The organism is Paracoccus sp. (in: a-proteobacteria), assembly GCF_030604785.1.
In the GTDB taxonomy this organism is placed as follows: Bacteria; Pseudomonadota; Alphaproteobacteria; order Rhodobacterales; family Rhodobacteraceae; genus Paracoccus.
Map to the genome: position 1 here is coordinate 21,770 of NZ_JAUVVF010000019.1, position 13,840 is coordinate 35,609.

15 protein-coding genes are annotated in these 13,840 nt (G+C 67.0%); 5 read left to right on the plus strand and 10 right to left on the minus strand.

All coding sequences use genetic code 11. From position 1 onward, the window contains the following. A complete protein-coding gene (gene accC, locus QAR72_RS08020; RefSeq protein ID WP_304616846.1) occupies positions 1 to 1,347 on the plus strand; it encodes an acetyl-CoA carboxylase biotin carboxylase subunit in 1,347 nt (448 codons plus the stop codon). 4 nt (positions 1,348 to 1,351) lie between these two features. Continuing rightward, entirely contained in the window at positions 1,352 to 1,981 is a 630-nt protein-coding gene (aat, locus tag QAR72_RS08025; RefSeq protein ID WP_304616847.1) for a leucyl/phenylalanyl-tRNA--protein transferase, read from the plus strand. Here aat and QAR72_RS08030 read toward each other — a convergent pair. The 5 genes from QAR72_RS08030 to QAR72_RS08050 all read right to left on the minus strand — a co-directional run bounded on the left by QAR72_RS08030 (position 1,948) and on the right by QAR72_RS08050 (position 5,293). After that, positions 1,948 to 2,310 carry a DUF2155 domain-containing protein gene (locus tag QAR72_RS08030; protein ID WP_304616848.1) on the minus strand — a complete coding sequence of 121 codons (363 nt, stop codon included), beginning with the start codon at positions 2,308 to 2,310 and terminating at the stop codon, positions 1,948 to 1,950. The two genes, aat and QAR72_RS08030, sit on opposite strands and share 34 nt — an antisense overlap. Then, complete coding sequence (gene mlaD / locus QAR72_RS08035; protein WP_304616849.1) at positions 2,307 to 2,771, minus strand: outer membrane lipid asymmetry maintenance protein MlaD; 465 nt, start codon at positions 2,769 to 2,771, stop codon at positions 2,307 to 2,309. The genes QAR72_RS08030 and mlaD overlap by 4 nt, the downstream gene beginning before the upstream one ends. Further along, positions 2,772 to 3,146, minus strand: a complete 375-nt coding sequence (locus tag QAR72_RS08040) for an NADH:ubiquinone oxidoreductase subunit NDUFA12 (protein WP_304616850.1) — start codon at positions 3,144 to 3,146, stop codon at positions 2,772 to 2,774. It lies immediately after the preceding gene. An 89-nt stretch (positions 3,147 to 3,235) separates the two neighbouring features. Further along, positions 3,236 to 4,501, minus strand: coding sequence for an ATP-dependent Clp protease ATP-binding subunit ClpX (gene clpX, locus QAR72_RS08045; RefSeq protein WP_304616851.1), 1,266 nt, complete (start codon positions 4,499 to 4,501; stop codon positions 3,236 to 3,238). 159 nt (positions 4,502 to 4,660) lie between these two features. Next, positions 4,661 to 5,293 carry an ATP-dependent Clp protease proteolytic subunit gene (locus tag QAR72_RS08050; protein WP_304616852.1) on the minus strand — a complete coding sequence of 211 codons (633 nt, stop codon included), beginning with the start codon at positions 5,291 to 5,293 and terminating at the stop codon, positions 4,661 to 4,663. Positions 5,294 to 5,458: 165 nt separating this feature from the next. Here QAR72_RS08050 and pth point away from each other — a divergent pair, with 165 nt between their 5' ends. Further along, positions 5,459 to 6,178 (plus strand): aminoacyl-tRNA hydrolase, encoded by a 720-nt coding sequence (pth, locus tag QAR72_RS08055; protein ID WP_304616853.1) that lies wholly within the window; start codon positions 5,459 to 5,461, stop codon positions 6,176 to 6,178. 12 nt (positions 6,179 to 6,190) lie between these two features. On the opposite strand, the gene QAR72_RS08060 is transcribed toward pth, so the two are convergent. Next, entirely contained in the window at positions 6,191 to 6,934 is a 744-nt protein-coding gene (locus QAR72_RS08060) for a YebC/PmpR family DNA-binding transcriptional regulator (RefSeq protein WP_304616854.1), read from the minus strand. 138 nt (positions 6,935 to 7,072) lie between these two features. On the opposite strand from QAR72_RS08060, the gene QAR72_RS08065 reads away from it, so the two are divergent. Next, positions 7,073 to 8,851: an SLC13 family permease gene (locus tag QAR72_RS08065; protein WP_304616855.1), complete on the plus strand. Its 1,779-nt coding sequence runs from the start codon at positions 7,073 to 7,075 to the stop codon at positions 8,849 to 8,851. A gap of 64 nt (positions 8,852 to 8,915) precedes the next feature. On the opposite strand, the gene QAR72_RS08070 is transcribed toward QAR72_RS08065, so the two are convergent. The 4 genes from QAR72_RS08070 to QAR72_RS08085 form a co-directional block, all read right to left on the minus strand. Continuing rightward, a complete protein-coding gene (locus QAR72_RS08070) occupies positions 8,916 to 9,140 on the minus strand; it encodes a DUF1127 domain-containing protein (protein WP_304616856.1) in 225 nt (74 codons plus the stop codon). 117 nt (positions 9,141 to 9,257) lie between these two features. Continuing rightward, positions 9,258 to 11,042, minus strand: a complete 1,785-nt coding sequence (locus QAR72_RS08075; RefSeq protein ID WP_304616857.1) for an SLC13 family permease — start codon at positions 11,040 to 11,042, stop codon at positions 9,258 to 9,260. A 105-nt stretch (positions 11,043 to 11,147) separates the two neighbouring features. Then, positions 11,148 to 11,963 (minus strand): TIGR00282 family metallophosphoesterase, encoded by an 816-nt coding sequence (locus tag QAR72_RS08080; protein WP_304616858.1) that lies wholly within the window; start codon positions 11,961 to 11,963, stop codon positions 11,148 to 11,150. A gap of 43 nt (positions 11,964 to 12,006) precedes the next feature. Then, entirely contained in the window at positions 12,007 to 12,297 is a 291-nt protein-coding gene (locus tag QAR72_RS08085) for a DUF3572 family protein (protein WP_304616859.1), read from the minus strand. Between the two features lie 112 nt (positions 12,298 to 12,409). On the opposite strand from QAR72_RS08085, the gene QAR72_RS08090 reads away from it, so the two are divergent. Then, positions 12,410 to 13,801, plus strand: coding sequence for a diguanylate cyclase (locus QAR72_RS08090; protein ID WP_304616860.1), 1,392 nt, complete (start codon positions 12,410 to 12,412; stop codon positions 13,799 to 13,801). Positions 13,802 to 13,840: the final 39 nt, after the last annotated feature.

Genomic DNA, 13,840 nt, shown 5'->3' on the forward strand with positions numbered 1-13,840 from the left:
ATGTTCGACAAGATCCTCATCGCCAACCGGGGCGAGATCGCGCTGCGCGTGATCCGCGCCTGCCGCGAGATGGGCATTGCCTCGGTCGCGGTCCATTCCACCGCCGATGCGGATGCCATGCATGTCCGCATGGCCGACGAATCGGTCTGCATCGGCCCGCCCCCCTCGGGGCAAAGCTACCTGTCGATGCCCGCCCTGATCTCGGCCTGCGAGATCACCGGCGCCCAGGCGATCCATCCGGGCTACGGCTTCCTGTCGGAAAATGCCGGCTTCGTGCAGATGGTCGAGGATCACGACCTGGTCTTCATCGGCCCGCGCGCGGAACATATCCGCATCATGGGCGACAAGATCACCGCCAAGGACACGATGAAGGCGCTCGGCGTGCCTTGCGTTCCGGGCAGCGATGGCGGCGTGGGCGACGTGGACGAGGCCAAGCGCGTCGCGGCCCAGATCGGCTATCCGGTCATCATCAAGGCCACGGCAGGCGGCGGCGGTCGCGGCATGAAGGTCGCCCAGGACGAGACGGGTCTGGAAGTCGCCTTCCGCACCGCCCGGTCCGAGGCCAAGGCCGCCTTCGGCAATCCCGACGTCTATATCGAGAAATACCTCCAGAAGCCGCGCCATATCGAGATCCAGGTCTTCGGCGACGGCAAGGGCCGAGCGGTCCATCTGGGCGAACGCGACTGCTCGCTGCAACGCCGCCACCAGAAGGTGCTGGAGGAAGCCCCCGGCCCCGCCATCACCCCCGAGGAACGCGCCCGGATCGGCAAGATCTGCGCCGATGCCGTGGCCAAGATCGGCTATTCCGGCGCGGGCACGATCGAGTTCCTCTACGAGGACGGCGAGTTCTACTTCATCGAGATGAACACCCGCCTTCAGGTCGAGCATCCCGTCACCGAGGCGATCTTCGGCGTGGACCTCGTGCGTCAGCAGATCCGCGTCGCCGCCGGCCTGCCGATGGAGTTCGAACAGGACGATCTGGTCATCAACGGCCATTCGATCGAGGTGCGGATCAACGCCGAAAGGGTGCCGGGCTTCACGCCTTGCCCCGGCCGCATCACCCAGTATCACGCCCCCGGCGGGCTGGGCGTTCGGATGGATTCGGCGCTGTATCAGGGCTATTCGATCCCGCCCTATTACGACAGCCTGATCGGCAAGCTGATCGTGCATGGCCGCGATCGTGAAGAGGCGCTGGCGCGCCTGTCGCGCGCCCTGGGCGAGCTGATCGTGGACGGGGTCGACACGACCGTGCCGCTGTTCCGCGCCCTTCTGGCCGAGCCTGACATCCAATCCGGCAATTACTCGATCCACTGGCTCGAGCGCTGGCTGGAACAGCATTACGGCTGAGCCGATGATCGGCCCCGCGCGTCTCTTGGACAGCTATGCGCGGGGCATCTTTCCCATGGCCGACAGCGCCGAGGATGACCGCCTGTTCTGGGTCGATCCTCCGATGCGCGGGGTGCTGCCGGTTGGCGGCGTCCATGCCTCGCGCTCGCTCAGGCGCGACCTGCTCCGGGGCCGTTGGTCGGCGCATCTCGATGGCGATTTCGACGCCATCGTCGCAGGTTGTGCCGCGCGCGAGACCACCTGGATCAACGAGCCGCTGAGGCTGCTCTATCGCCGCCTGCACGATGCGGGCCATGCCCATGCCATCGAGATCCGGCAGGACGGCGCGCTGGCAGGCGGCATTTTCGGCGTCACGATCGGCGCGGCGTTCTTTGGTGAATCGATGTTCTCGACGCGGCGGAACGGGTCGCGGATGGCGCTGCTCTGGGCGTCGGCGCATCTGAAGCACTGCGGCTTCCGGCTCTTCGACACGCAGTTCCTGACCCCGCATCTGGCCAGCATGGGCGGCTACGAGATCCCGCGCGCCCGCTATCAGGCGCTTCTGCGCGAAGCGATCGCCATGCCCGCCGATTTCCGCCTGCATCCGCTGCCCGAAGCCGCTCAGCTCTGGCAGGAGATCACCCAGACATCATAGCGCGCATCGTCCAGCGCCGACAGGGCCGGCGCGCTCGCCAGCATCCAGCCCGCGAAGACCTGCGCGTTCTGGCGCAGGTCGATGATCGTTAACTGGGCGAAGGCGTCCGAACTGGGATCGGCGGCGGGGTAGCGGCACTCGCCCAGCCGGATCTCGAGCCGGCCGTAGCGGATCGCCTCGCCCACCTCGACCGGCAGGTCGGTGACGCGACCCGACACCTTGTCCAGCCCCCGCAGCATGGCGCCGCCGGCACGCTGCGTCTCGACCTGATCCTGCGCGAGGGCACCGGTGGCGAGCGACAGGGCCAGCACCGCGGCCAGGCGCTTCATGGCGCGGCCTCGCCGGATTGGCTGTCCACGAACTTCATCATCAGCTGCAACAGGCTGACCGCGCCCTGGACATCCTCGATCTCGTCGCCGGGGGCCAGATTGTCCATGCTGCCGCCGGGCTGGATCTGGATATACGCGCCGCCCAGAAGCCCGTCGGACTGGATGATCGCGGCGCTGTCCGAGGGCAGCAGCACGTCCTGCGGCAGCCGCAGCACCGCATCCGCCATATAGGTCTGCCGGTTGAGCGAGATCGCGGCGACGCGGCCGACCGGCACCCCGGCCAGCCGGACCTCGGTGCCCACCGTCACCCCATCGACATCGGGAAAGGAGGCCGTCACCTCATAGCCGCTGCCGGGCATCATCCGCCCGCTGGCGGCCCAGCCCAGAAAGCCCAGGGCCAGCGCAAGGACCAGCCCCCCGGCGACCAGCTCGGCCCGTGCCTCGGACGCGCTTCCGCTCATCTATTCCGGCTGCCAGGCGTCGTAATCGCGGCGCTGAGCGGGCTGGGCGCGCATCAGGGAACCCTCGGGAACATAGGCGGCCGGGGTGCCGGTCAGGTTCGGCTTGTGAGGCTGTTCCCAGGTCTTGCGCGGCAGGGGCTGTTCGGTCGGCGCCTCGTTCCAGGTGTGATGCAGCCAGCCATGCCATTCGGGGCTGATGCGGCTGGCTTCGGATTCGCCGTTGTAGATGACCCAACGACGCTTTCCGTCGCGGCTCTTGTAGAAGACGTTCCCCTCGGCATCCTCGCCGACCTTGACCCCGTTGCGCCAGGTCCAGAACTGGGTGTTGAGCGTCTGGCTGTTCCACCAGGTCAGGAAACGCAGCAGAAAGGACATCGGGTCCACCGTGTTGAAGGTCTATCGAAGGTCATATGCCGCAGATCGGCGGCAAGGTCCAGCGTGACGGAATGCCGAAAGGGCGCGCCTCAGCCGGCCGAGGCGCTTTCCTTCTTGGAATCGGTGTGGATCAGCAGGGGCTTCACGCTCGGATTCTCGACCGCGTCCTCATTGACGACCACCTCGACCACGCTGTCCATGCCGGGCAGCTCGAACATCGTGTCCAGCAGGATCTCTTCCATGATGGAGCGCAGGCCGCGCGCGCCGGTCTTGCGCTTGATGGCGCGCTTGGCGATGGCCGTCAGCGCATCGTCGGTGAAGGTCAGCTGCACGCCTTCCAGATCGAACAGGCGCTGATACTGCTTGACCAGCGCGTTCTTGGGCTTGGTCAGGATGATGATCAGCGCTTCCTCGTCCAGATCGGTCAGGGTCGCGATGACCGGCAGACGGCCGACGAATTCGGGGATCAGGCCGAATTTCAGCAGGTCCTCGGGCTCGAGCTCCTTGAACAGCTCGCCCACGCCCCGATCATCGTTTTCCTTGACCGAGGCGCCGAAGCCCATCGCCGTGCCCTTGTTGCGCTGCGCGATGATCCGGTCGAGCCCCGCAAAGGCCCCGCCGCAGATGAAGAGGATGTTCGTCGTGTCCACCTGCAGGAATTCCTGTTGGGGATGCTTGCGCCCGCCCTGCGGCGGCACGCTGGCGACGGTGCCCTCCATGATCTTCAGCAGGGCCTGCTGCACGCCCTCGCCCGAGACGTCGCGGGTGATCGAGGGATTGTCGGACTTGCGGGTGATCTTGTCGACCTCGTCGATATAGACGATGCCGCGCTGCGCGCGTTCGACATTGTATTCGCTGGCCTGCAGCAGCTTGAGGATGATGTTCTCGACATCCTCGCCCACATAGCCGGCCTCGGTCAGCGTGGTCGCGTCCGCCATGGTGAAGGGCACGTCCAGGATGCGGGCCAGCGTCTGCGCCAGAAGCGTCTTGCCGCAGCCCGTCGGGCCGATCAGCAGGATGTTCGACTTGGCCAGTTCGATATCGCCCTTGCCGCCATGATTGAGCCGCTTGTAGTGGTTGTGCACCGCCACCGACAGGACGCGCTTGGCATGTTCCTGGCCGATCACGTAATCGTCCAGAACGCCGCAGATCTCGCGCGGGGTCGGCACGCCGTTGCCGGTCTTCAGCCCGGTCGATTTCGTCTCTTCGCGGATGATGTCCATGCACAGCTCGACGCATTCATCGCAGATGAACACGGTCGGCCCCGCGATGAGCTTTCGCACCTCGTGCTGGCTCTTGCCGCAGAAGCTGCAATAGAGCGTGTTCTTGCTGTCGCCGCCGGACTGGTTCGCCATCGTCCACTTCCTTCAATTCCGCAGCCGGTCAGGCGGTCTGCGGGCGGCCCGGGCTGTCGCCTTCGGCCGCATGTCCTGATTTCCCGCCCCGCCCAGAGGGCAAAGCGGGCTTGTCTTCATGTTACGGACGGACCGAGCCCGTCACAATCCCCAACGCGGCTATTTCTTGTCCGGATCCACTTTGCCGCGCGGTGCGACGACCTCGTCGATCAGGCCCCATTCCTTTGCCTCTTCGGGCGACATGAAACGGTCGCGCTCCAGCGCTTCCTCGACTTCGGCGAGGGTCTTGCCGGTATGCCTCACATAGATCTCGTTCAGGCGGCGCTTCAGCTTCTCGGTCTCACGCGCATGGATCAGGATGTCGGTCGCCTGCCCCTGGAACCCGCCCGAGGGCTGGTGGACCATCACGCGGCTGTTGGGCAGCGAATAGCGCAGGCCCGGTTCGCCCGCGGCGAGCAGCAGCGAGCCCATCGAGGCCGCCTGCCCCACGACCAGCGTCGAGACGCGCGGGCGGATGTATTGCATCGTGTCATAGATCGACAGGCCCGAGGTCACGACGCCGCCGGGGCTGTTGATATACATGCTGATGTCCTTCGAGGGGTTTTCCGCCTCGAGGAACAGAAGCTGCGCGCAGATCAGCGTGGACATGCCGTCATGGACCGGGCCCGAGACGAAGATGATCCGTTCCTTGAGCAGGCGCGAGAAGATGTCATAGGCCCGTTCGCCGCGCGAGGTCTGTTCGACCACCATGGGAACGAGGGTGTTCATGTAGAATTCTGCCGGATCGCTCATCTTCTGTCCTTGCTGTTCTTCCCTGTTCCCGCGATTCGTGAGGGCATTCCACCCCGTCTTAGCCGCGAAAGGTTGACAGAGTCTTAGTAACCGGCAAGGTCCGCCGCAAGGGACGCAAATCAGAAATGCCCTCTGCCGGGGCAGCACCAAGGACGGGGGCGCCTGATGAAACTGATCGTCGGTCTGGGCAATCCGGGCGCGAAATATGCCGCAAACCGCCACAATATCGGCTTCATGGCGCTGGACCGCATGGCCGGGGATCACGGGCTGGGGCCGTGGAAGGCCCGCTTTCAGGGCCTGACCGCCGAGGGTCGGATCGGCGCCGCGCGGGTCGTTCTGCTGAAACCGCAGACATTCATGAACCTGTCGGGGCAGTCCGTCGGCGAGGCGATGCGCTATCTGAAGCTCACCCCCGCCGAGGTGATCGTCCTTCATGACGAACTGGATCTGGCGCCGGGCAAGTGCCGCCTGAAGGAGGGCGGCGGCCATGCGGGCCATAACGGGCTGCGCTCGATCCACCAGCATATCGGCGAGGCTTACGGCCGTGTCCGGCTGGGAATCGGCCATCCGGGGCACAAGGACAAGGTCGCCCCCTATGTGCTGTCGGATTTCGCCAAGGCCGATCAGGACTGGCTCGAGGACCTGCTGCGCGGGGTCTCGGACGGGGCCGAGGCTTTGGCCTCGGGCGACGGGCCGCGCTTTCTGAACGCCGTCGCCGCGCGGACCGCGCCGCCGCGGAATGCGGGGCGTGCGGGCGCCACCCGCGACGAGGCCGCGCCTTCGCCCCGCCCCGCCAAGCCCGACACGACGGCCGACACGAAGCCTGCGGACCAGCCGCAGAGCCTGTCGGACCGGCTGCGCGCCCTGACGGAACGGTTCCGCTAGGGCGCGGATGCGTCACATCTGGGCGGCCAGCTCGCCCGACAGGTCGAAATTGCCGGTGACGTTCTGCACGTCATCGTCATCTTCCAGCATGTCGATCAGCTTCATCAGCTTCTGCGCGGTCTCGATATCGGTGATCTCGGTCGGCGATTGCGGCTTCCAGATCAGCTTGGCCATCTCGGATTCGCCAAGCGTGCCCTCGAGCGCGGTCGAGACCTCGTTCAGCGCGGTGTCGGCGCAATAGATCCAGTGCCCCTCGTCGTCGGTCGAGACATCGTCCGCGCCCGCCTCGATCGCGGCCATCATCACGGTGTCGGCGTCACCGACCGACAGCGGATACATGATCTCGCCCACCCGGTCGAACATGAAGCTGACGGAACCCGTCTGGCCCAGATCGCCGCCCGCCTTGGTGAAGTAGCTGCGCACGTTCGAGGCGGTGCGGTTGCGGTTGTCGGTCATCGCCTCGACGACCAGCGCGATGCCGTTGGGGCCATAGCCCTCGTAGCGGATTTCCTCGTAATTCTCGGCGTCGCCGCCTTGCGACTTCTTGATCGCGCGGTCGATCACGTCCTTTGGGACGGATTTCGACTTGGCCTCCTTGACGGCCAGACGCAGGCGGGGGTTCTTTTCAGGGTCGGGGTCGCCCATCTTCGCCGCCACGGTGATCTCCTTGGCGAGCTTGGAAAACAGCTTCGACCGCGCGGCGTCCTGACGGCCCTTGCGGTGCTGGATATTGGCCCATTTGGAATGACCTGCCATGTGGGGTCGTCCTTCGCAGTTCGGATGAAAACTGTGCCGCTTCTAGTCCAGCCCGAGGCGCGCCCGCAAGACGAACCCGAAACCGGTTGATACGTTAGCATCGGCAAGCCCGGCGAAACCGGGTCATGGGGGACAAGGATGACCTATCCGCAACTGGTGCTGTTCACGCTGCTGGCGGTGATGATGGTGCTGATGTTCTGGGGCCGCTGGCGGTATGATCTGGTGGCCTTCGGCGGCCTGATGGCCGCGGTGCTGCTGGGCGTGGTCCCGGCCGAGCGCGCCTTCGACGGCTTCGGCAACCCCACCACGCTGATCGTGGCGCTGGTGCTGATCGCCACGGCCGGGCTGGTGCGCAGCGGAGCGGTGGCGCGGCTGACGCGGCTGATCGCGGGGCGCGAGCGGGGAACGACAGGGCACATCCTGACCTTCGGCATGGTGGGCGGCATCCTGTCGGGCTTCATGAACAACATCGCGGCGCTGGCCATGCTGATGCCGGTCGATCTGCAAGCCGCACGCAAGGCCAAGCGCGCGGCGGGGCTGACGCTGATGCCCCTGGCCTTTGCGACGATCCTGGGCGGGATGCTGACGCTGATCGGCACACCGCCCAACCTGATCGTGTCCGGCTTTCGCGCGGATGTCCTGGGCGAGCCCTACCGGATGTTCGACTTCCTGCCGGTGGGAGGCGCGGTGGCGGCGGCGGGGATCGCCTTCATCGCGCTGATCGGCTGGCGGCTTCTGCCCGCGCGTCTGGCCGAGACGGGGCCGGGACAGGACGGGCCGCAGCGGCGCTATCTGGCCACGCTGGTCGTCACGCCGGCCAGTCTTGACGGCCGGCGCGTGCTGGCCGATGCGCGGGCCGAGGCGCTGAAGCAGGGCGTCCGCATCATCGCCATCCGGCGGCGCGGGCAGGACGTGCCGGGCAAGCTGGACGACCAGCAGATCGAGGATGGCGACGCGCTGGTCCTGCGCGCGGACCCCGCGGCGCTGGACGCGTTCCGCTCGACCCAGAACCTGGCCTTTCCGGACGGGCGCAGCGAGCCGCGCGCCCGCCCCGATGCCGAGGAACAGCATCTGGTCGAATGCCTCGTGCCTGCCGCCTCGGAACTGATCGGGCGCAGCGTGCAATCCTTCGGCGTGATGAACCGCCATGACAGCGTGCTGATCGGTCTGCGGCGCAGGGGTGTCGCGCTGCGCGACGCGCTGCCACGCCAGGTGCTGGAATCGGGGGACATGGTGCTGATGCTGGTCCCCGACAGCCGGGCCGAGGAATTGCTGCAGGCGACCGGCCTTCTTCGCATCGATGGCGGCATCCTGCCGGTGAACCGCGAACGCCACATGCGCCGGGCCATCGCGCTGTTCGCGCTGGCGGTGCTGGCGACCAGCCTTGGCTGGACCTCGATGCCGATCGCGCTTGGCTGCGTGATCGTGGCCTATGTCCTGTCGGGCGTGCTGTCGGTGAACGAGCTCTACAACCATGTGGACTGGCCGGTCATCGTGCTGCTGGGCGCGATGATCCCGCTTGGCCTGGCGCTGGACCAGACCGGGGGAACCGCGCTGATCTCCTCGGGGCTGGCGACGCTGACGCAGGGCTATCCGGCTTGGCTGGCGCTGATCCTGCTGATGGGGGCCACGATGATGCTGTCGGACGTGCTGAACAACAATGCGACGACGATCATCGCGGCACCGGTCAGCATCCGCTTGGCCGAGCAGCTTCAGGTCCAGCCCGATGCGTTCCTGATGGGGGTAGCGGTCGCGGCCTCCTGCGCGTTCCTGACGCCGATCGGGCACCAGAACAACACCGTGATCCTTGGGCCGGGAAACTACCGCTTTTCCGATTACTGGCGGATGGGCCTGCCGCTCGAGCTGATCGTGCTGGCCGTATCGGTGCCGCTGCTGCTGACCGTATGGCCGCTCTGAGGGCCGAAACGCAAAACGCGGCCCGGAACCGGACCGCGGATGCGTGCTGGCGGATGCTGCGCGATCAGAGCGCGGCGGTGCCGCCCAGGATGCGGCGGATCTCGCCGTCGCGGGTCAGGCCCTTGGCGGCCAGTTCCTCGTCAGAGACCTCGCTGAGACGGCTCAGCGCGCGCATCTGCGGGCTGGCTTCGGCCAGCATGACCATGAAGCGGCCGACAGCGCGAAGCGGCGCCAGAAGAACCGAGGCCGAGAAACCCTGCCCGCGGGCATTGGTGGTGATGGTTGCCATTTCGGAAACTCCTTGCAGGTGACAAGCCGTTTCCTCCCCTGCGACCTAGATCGTGCGTCGCAGGTGGAATCACAACCGCCGATGCTGCATGGCAGCATTGACCGAAATGCAAGCCGATCAGGGCGTCAGCGGCCAGATGACAGGGATCAGCACCGCCGCGACCACCGCCATGATCAGGTTCAGCGGCACGCCCACGCGCAGGAAGTCGGCAAAGCGGTAGCCGCCCGGGCCATAGACCAGCGTGTTCGTCTGATAGCCGATCGGGGTGGCGAAACTGGCCGAAGCGCCCAGCATCACCGCCACGACCAGCGGTCGCGGATCAAGGCCGAGCGTATGGCCAAGCGTGATCGCCAGCGGCGTCAGGATCACCGCGACGGCGTTGTTCGTCACCGTCTCGGTCAGGATCGAGGCCAGCAGATAGACCGCCAGCACAAGCGCCCAGGGCGGCAGAGTCTGCAGCCAGGGCGCGACGCCCTCGACGATCAGCGTGACGGCGCCGCTGTTCTCCAGCCCCGCCCCCACGGCCAGCATGGCAAAGATCAGCGCCATCAGACGGCCATCGACGAAGGACAGGGCCTCGTCGGCATCGATGCAGCGCGTGCCCAGCACGACCCCCACCCCGATGAAGGCCAGAAGCAGGATCGGCGCGACCTCAAGCGCCGAAAGCAGCACCACACCCAGCAGCACCGCCACCACGATGGGCGCGTGCTTGCGGCGATAGGCCCGGTCCGAGGGCGCGTTCACCTCGACCATGTCCATGTCGGCGGCCAGGCGCTGGATGTCGGCGGGCGCCCCCTCCAGCAGCAGCGTGTCGCCCACGCGCACGACCAGATCGTCAAGCTGGCGGCCGATATTCTGGTTCTTGCGATGCGCGGCCAGCACATAGACGCCGTAGCGGCGGCGCAGGCGCATCGAGCCGAGGCTGCGTCCGACCATCCGGCAGCCCGGCGTGATCAGCACCTCCACCGTCGAGGTCTGGACCGAGCTGAGCTTATCCACCATGCGCAACTCCTTGTGCGCCTGAAGGCCCAGAACCTCGGACATGGGGGTGCGCAGGACGACGCGGTCGCCCTCTTCCAGCCGGACGCCCGCCAGGTCGCGCCTGAGCGAGGCGTCGCCGCGCAGAACGTCGATCACCCGGGCGCTGTCGCGGCTGAAGATGTCCACCTCGTCGATCCCCTTGCCGATCAGGCTGGACCCTTCAGGAATGGCGACCTCGGTGAAGAACTTCATCTTGCTGCGGCCCGACAGAAGCTGCGACATGGAATCGCGGTCGGGCAGCAGGCGGGGCGCGAAGATCATCAGGTAGAGCACGCCCACGATGGCCATGGGCAGCCCGACCCACGTGATCTCGAAGATCGAGAAATGCTGCATCCCCTGCGCGCGCGCCACGCCGTCCACCAGCAGGTTCGTCGAGGTGCCGATCAGCGTCATCGTGCCGCCGAGGATCGACAGATAGGACAGCGGGATCAGCAGCTTCGAGGGCGATTTGCCCATTTCCTTGGCAAGCTGCATGAAGATCGGCATCATCACGACGACCAGCGGCGTGTTGTTCACGAAGGCCGACATCAGGCAGACCACGCACGAGACCAGCGCCAGCGTCATGACGGGATGATCGCCCGCATGGGCGGCGGCACGCTGGCCGATCCAGTCCAGCGCGCCGGTCCGGACCAGCCCGCCCACGATGATGAACATAAAGGCAATGGTCCAAGGCGCGGAATTCGACAGGACTCCGGCGATCTGAGAGGGTTGCAGGATGCCCAGACCCAGCAGCACGACAGCGCCGATGATGGCGGTGACTTCGGGCGGATAGGTTTCCCGGATGAAGAGGACGAGCATCGCGATGATGATGGCGATGGTCAGCAGCGCACCGGAGGTTCCGGCCAATTCAAATCCGAACATTCACAACCCGTTCTTGCGGACGCGGCGCAGGGGCCGGCCCATTCGGCGGCATCCTGCGCCAAGTGACCGGCCTGCCGCAAGCACAGTTATCGCAGGCGCAAGTCTTTATGCCGGCAGGCTGGGGGCAAGGCGCCCGCCCTCGCGGATTGGCAGGATGCTGCGGGCCGGGCCGCCGCGATCATCGGTCTCGACCAGCAGGCCCGACAGGGTGGCCTCGCCCTCGGCCGGGGTGAAGCGGTCGCGCGCCATGCCGGTGATGAAGCGGCGCAGCGGCTCGGCCTTGTCCATGCCGATGACGCTGTCGTAATCACCGCACATGCCCGCATCGGACAGATAGGCCGTGCCGCGCGGCAGGATCTGCGCGTCGGCGGTGGGCACATGGGTATGGGTGCCGACCACGATGCTGGCGCGGCCGTCGCAGAAATGGCCGACGGCCATCTTCTCGCTGGTGGCCTCGGCATGGATGTCGACCAGCGCCGCCTGCACCATCCCGCCCGGCGGGTGGGCGCGCAGCACCCCGTCCAGCGCCGAGAACGGATCGTCATAGGGCCGCGACATGAAGACCTGTCCAAGCGCCTGCACGATCAGCGCCTTGCGCCCGCGCGCATCGCTGATGATCGTATGGCCGCGTCCCGGCGCCTCGCGCGCCAGGTTCAGGGGCCGCACGATGCGCGGCTCGCGGTCGATGAAGGCAATCATGTCCTTCTGGTCGAAGGCGTGATCCCCAAGCGTCAGGCAGTCGGCACCCGATTCCAGCAGAAGTTGCGCGTGACCGGCCGTCACGCCGCGCCCGCCGCTGGCATTCTCGGCATTCACCACCACCAGATCGGCCTTCAGCCGCGCCCGCAGACCGGCCAGCCGATCGGTGATCGCCCGGCGGCCGGACCGGCCCATCACATCGCCAAGAAAGAGAATACGCATCCCGCCCTGCTAAGCCAAAGAGCGCGTCGCCTCAAGGCTGCTTCTAGTCCGCCGTCCAGCCATGGCTTCCGGGGCCGGACAGGCAGATCTGAGCCTCCATGATGTGCTGGGGGGTCAGTCCCGCGCTTTGGGCGACGTCCAGAAGGCGCGCATCCTCCTCGGCGAGGAAATCAAGAAGCGCAAGCTGCGCCGACCCGTCCCGCGCCATCGCCCGCAGATCGCCCGGCTGCAGCCCGCTGGAGGCGAGGAAGGCCGAGAGGATCTCGGGGCGCTCGGTGATGTGCAGCAGCAGCGCGGTCGCCCTCTCGCGGGCCTGGGATGCAGAAATCGCCATGATCTTTCCAATTTTTCGTGAGGCCGCCGGCAAGGCGTCCGTCCGGAAACACTTTGTTAAGGATTTCGCCGGAAAATGACAGTCACAAGCCATGCCGGGCGAGGCCAACAGGATGACCGCACGAATTCTGGTCGCAGACGGAGTCGCGACGACACGCATCACCCTCAAGGTGCGGCTGTCGGCGGCCTGCTATGACGTGATCACGGCCACCGCGATCGACCAGATCGCGGGGCTTGTCGACGAGATGCGCCCCGATCTGGTGATTTTGGGCAACGGCTTCCCCGAGGGCGAGGCGCTGCATCTGTGCGAGACGCTGTCGGTCACGGGGCCCCGCGGCCCGGTTCCGGTCCTGATGCTGGTGCCGACCCAGACGCGACTGGCCGCGCTGCAGGCGGGCGCCGCCGCCGCGCTGGATCCCGAGATCAACGACCAGATGCTGCTGGCGCGCGTGCGCGGCCTTCTGCGCGACAGCGAACCCGCCCTGCCGGTCGGCCTCGGGATGAGCGAGGGCGCCGCGCCCTTCGACGGCCCGCACCTGCCGCGCATCGCGCTTGTCACCGACAATCCTTCGCGCTCGCAGCGCTGGCGGCAATTGCTCTCCGACCGGATCGAGGCGCGATTCGACATCCGCAATCCCGAAGAGGCCCTGTCCGGCGTCCGTCAGGGGCGTCCGGCGGATCTGTATCTGATCTGCGCCGATCTGGAACAGCGCGGCGACGGGCTGCAATTGCTGTCGGAACTGCGCTCGCGCCAAGGATCGCGCAATGCGGGCTTTGTGATCGCCATCGCCCCCGACCGGGGCGAGATGGCGGCGATCGCGCTGGATCTGGGGGCGGGCGACGTGCTGCCCGACACGCTGGCCGGCCCGGACGAGATCGATGCCGCCGCCATGGCGCTGCGCATGCAGCTTGCGCGCAAATCGCGCGGAGACCGCCAGCGCGCCGAGGTGCGCCGCCACATGGTCTGGGCGATGACCGATCCCCTGACGGGCCTCTACAACCGCCGCTACGCCCTGCCCCGCCTGTCCGAGATCGCGCGCGACGCGATCATCGGCGATCATCCCTTTTCGGTTCTGGCGATGGATCTGGATCATTTCAAGTCGATCAACGATCGCTTCGGCCATGCGGCGGGCGATGCCGTGCTGACGGCGGTGGCGCAGCGCATCAATCGCGCCCTCGGCGGCGAGGGGATGGCCGCGCGCATGGGCGGAGAGGAGTTTCTGGCCGTTCTCTGCCCCTGCAACGGCGCGACCGCCGAGACGATGGCCGAGCGGCTGCGGCTGGACATGCAGGACACGCCGATCCCCCTGCCCAGCCTGTCGGGCGGCGGGCAGACGCGGGTGACGGTCTCGGTCGGGGTGGTGACGGCGATGCCCTGCGACCGCAGCGCCTGGCCCGAGCAGCTTGCCCGCGAGACGCTGGAACGGGCCGACCGCGCGCTGATGGCCGCCAAGGCAGGCGGGCGCAACCGGATCGTCGTCTTCGAACCCGCCCGCGCCGCCTGAGGGGCTGCGACATGACGGGGCTGACATCGCCGCCACGCA

What these genes read in the sequence shown, in the direction of transcription:
- accC (WP_304616846.1), top strand. Translation starts at nt 1, where the DNA reads ATGTTCGACAAGATCCTCATCGCCAACCGGGGCGAGATCGCGCTGCGC.
- aat (WP_304616847.1), top strand. Translation starts at nt 1,352, where the DNA reads ATGATCGGCCCCGCGCGTCTCTTGGACAGCTATGCGCGGGGCATCTTT.
- QAR72_RS08030 (WP_304616848.1), bottom strand. Translation starts at nt 2,310, where the DNA reads ATGAAGCGCCTGGCCGCGGTGCTGGCCCTGTCGCTCGCCACCGGTGCC.
- mlaD (WP_304616849.1), bottom strand. Translation starts at nt 2,771, where the DNA reads ATGAGCGGAAGCGCGTCCGAGGCACGGGCCGAGCTGGTCGCCGGGGGG.
- QAR72_RS08040 (WP_304616850.1), bottom strand. Translation starts at nt 3,146, where the DNA reads ATGTCCTTTCTGCTGCGTTTCCTGACCTGGTGGAACAGCCAGACGCTC.
- clpX (WP_304616851.1), bottom strand. Translation starts at nt 4,501, where the DNA reads ATGGCGAACCAGTCCGGCGGCGACAGCAAGAACACGCTCTATTGCAGC.
- QAR72_RS08050 (WP_304616852.1), bottom strand. Translation starts at nt 5,293, where the DNA reads ATGAGCGATCCGGCAGAATTCTACATGAACACCCTCGTTCCCATGGTG.
- pth (WP_304616853.1), top strand. Translation starts at nt 5,459, where the DNA reads ATGAAACTGATCGTCGGTCTGGGCAATCCGGGCGCGAAATATGCCGCA.
- QAR72_RS08060 (WP_304616854.1), bottom strand. Translation starts at nt 6,934, where the DNA reads ATGGCAGGTCATTCCAAATGGGCCAATATCCAGCACCGCAAGGGCCGT.
- QAR72_RS08065 (WP_304616855.1), top strand. Translation starts at nt 7,073, where the DNA reads ATGACCTATCCGCAACTGGTGCTGTTCACGCTGCTGGCGGTGATGATG.
- QAR72_RS08070 (WP_304616856.1), bottom strand. Translation starts at nt 9,140, where the DNA reads ATGGCAACCATCACCACCAATGCCCGCGGGCAGGGTTTCTCGGCCTCG.
- QAR72_RS08075 (WP_304616857.1), bottom strand. Translation starts at nt 11,042, where the DNA reads ATGTTCGGATTTGAATTGGCCGGAACCTCCGGTGCGCTGCTGACCATC.
- QAR72_RS08080 (WP_304616858.1), bottom strand. Translation starts at nt 11,963, where the DNA reads ATGCGTATTCTCTTTCTTGGCGATGTGATGGGCCGGTCCGGCCGCCGG.
- QAR72_RS08085 (WP_304616859.1), bottom strand. Translation starts at nt 12,297, where the DNA reads ATGGCGATTTCTGCATCCCAGGCCCGCGAGAGGGCGACCGCGCTGCTG.
- QAR72_RS08090 (WP_304616860.1), top strand. Translation starts at nt 12,410, where the DNA reads ATGACCGCACGAATTCTGGTCGCAGACGGAGTCGCGACGACACGCATC.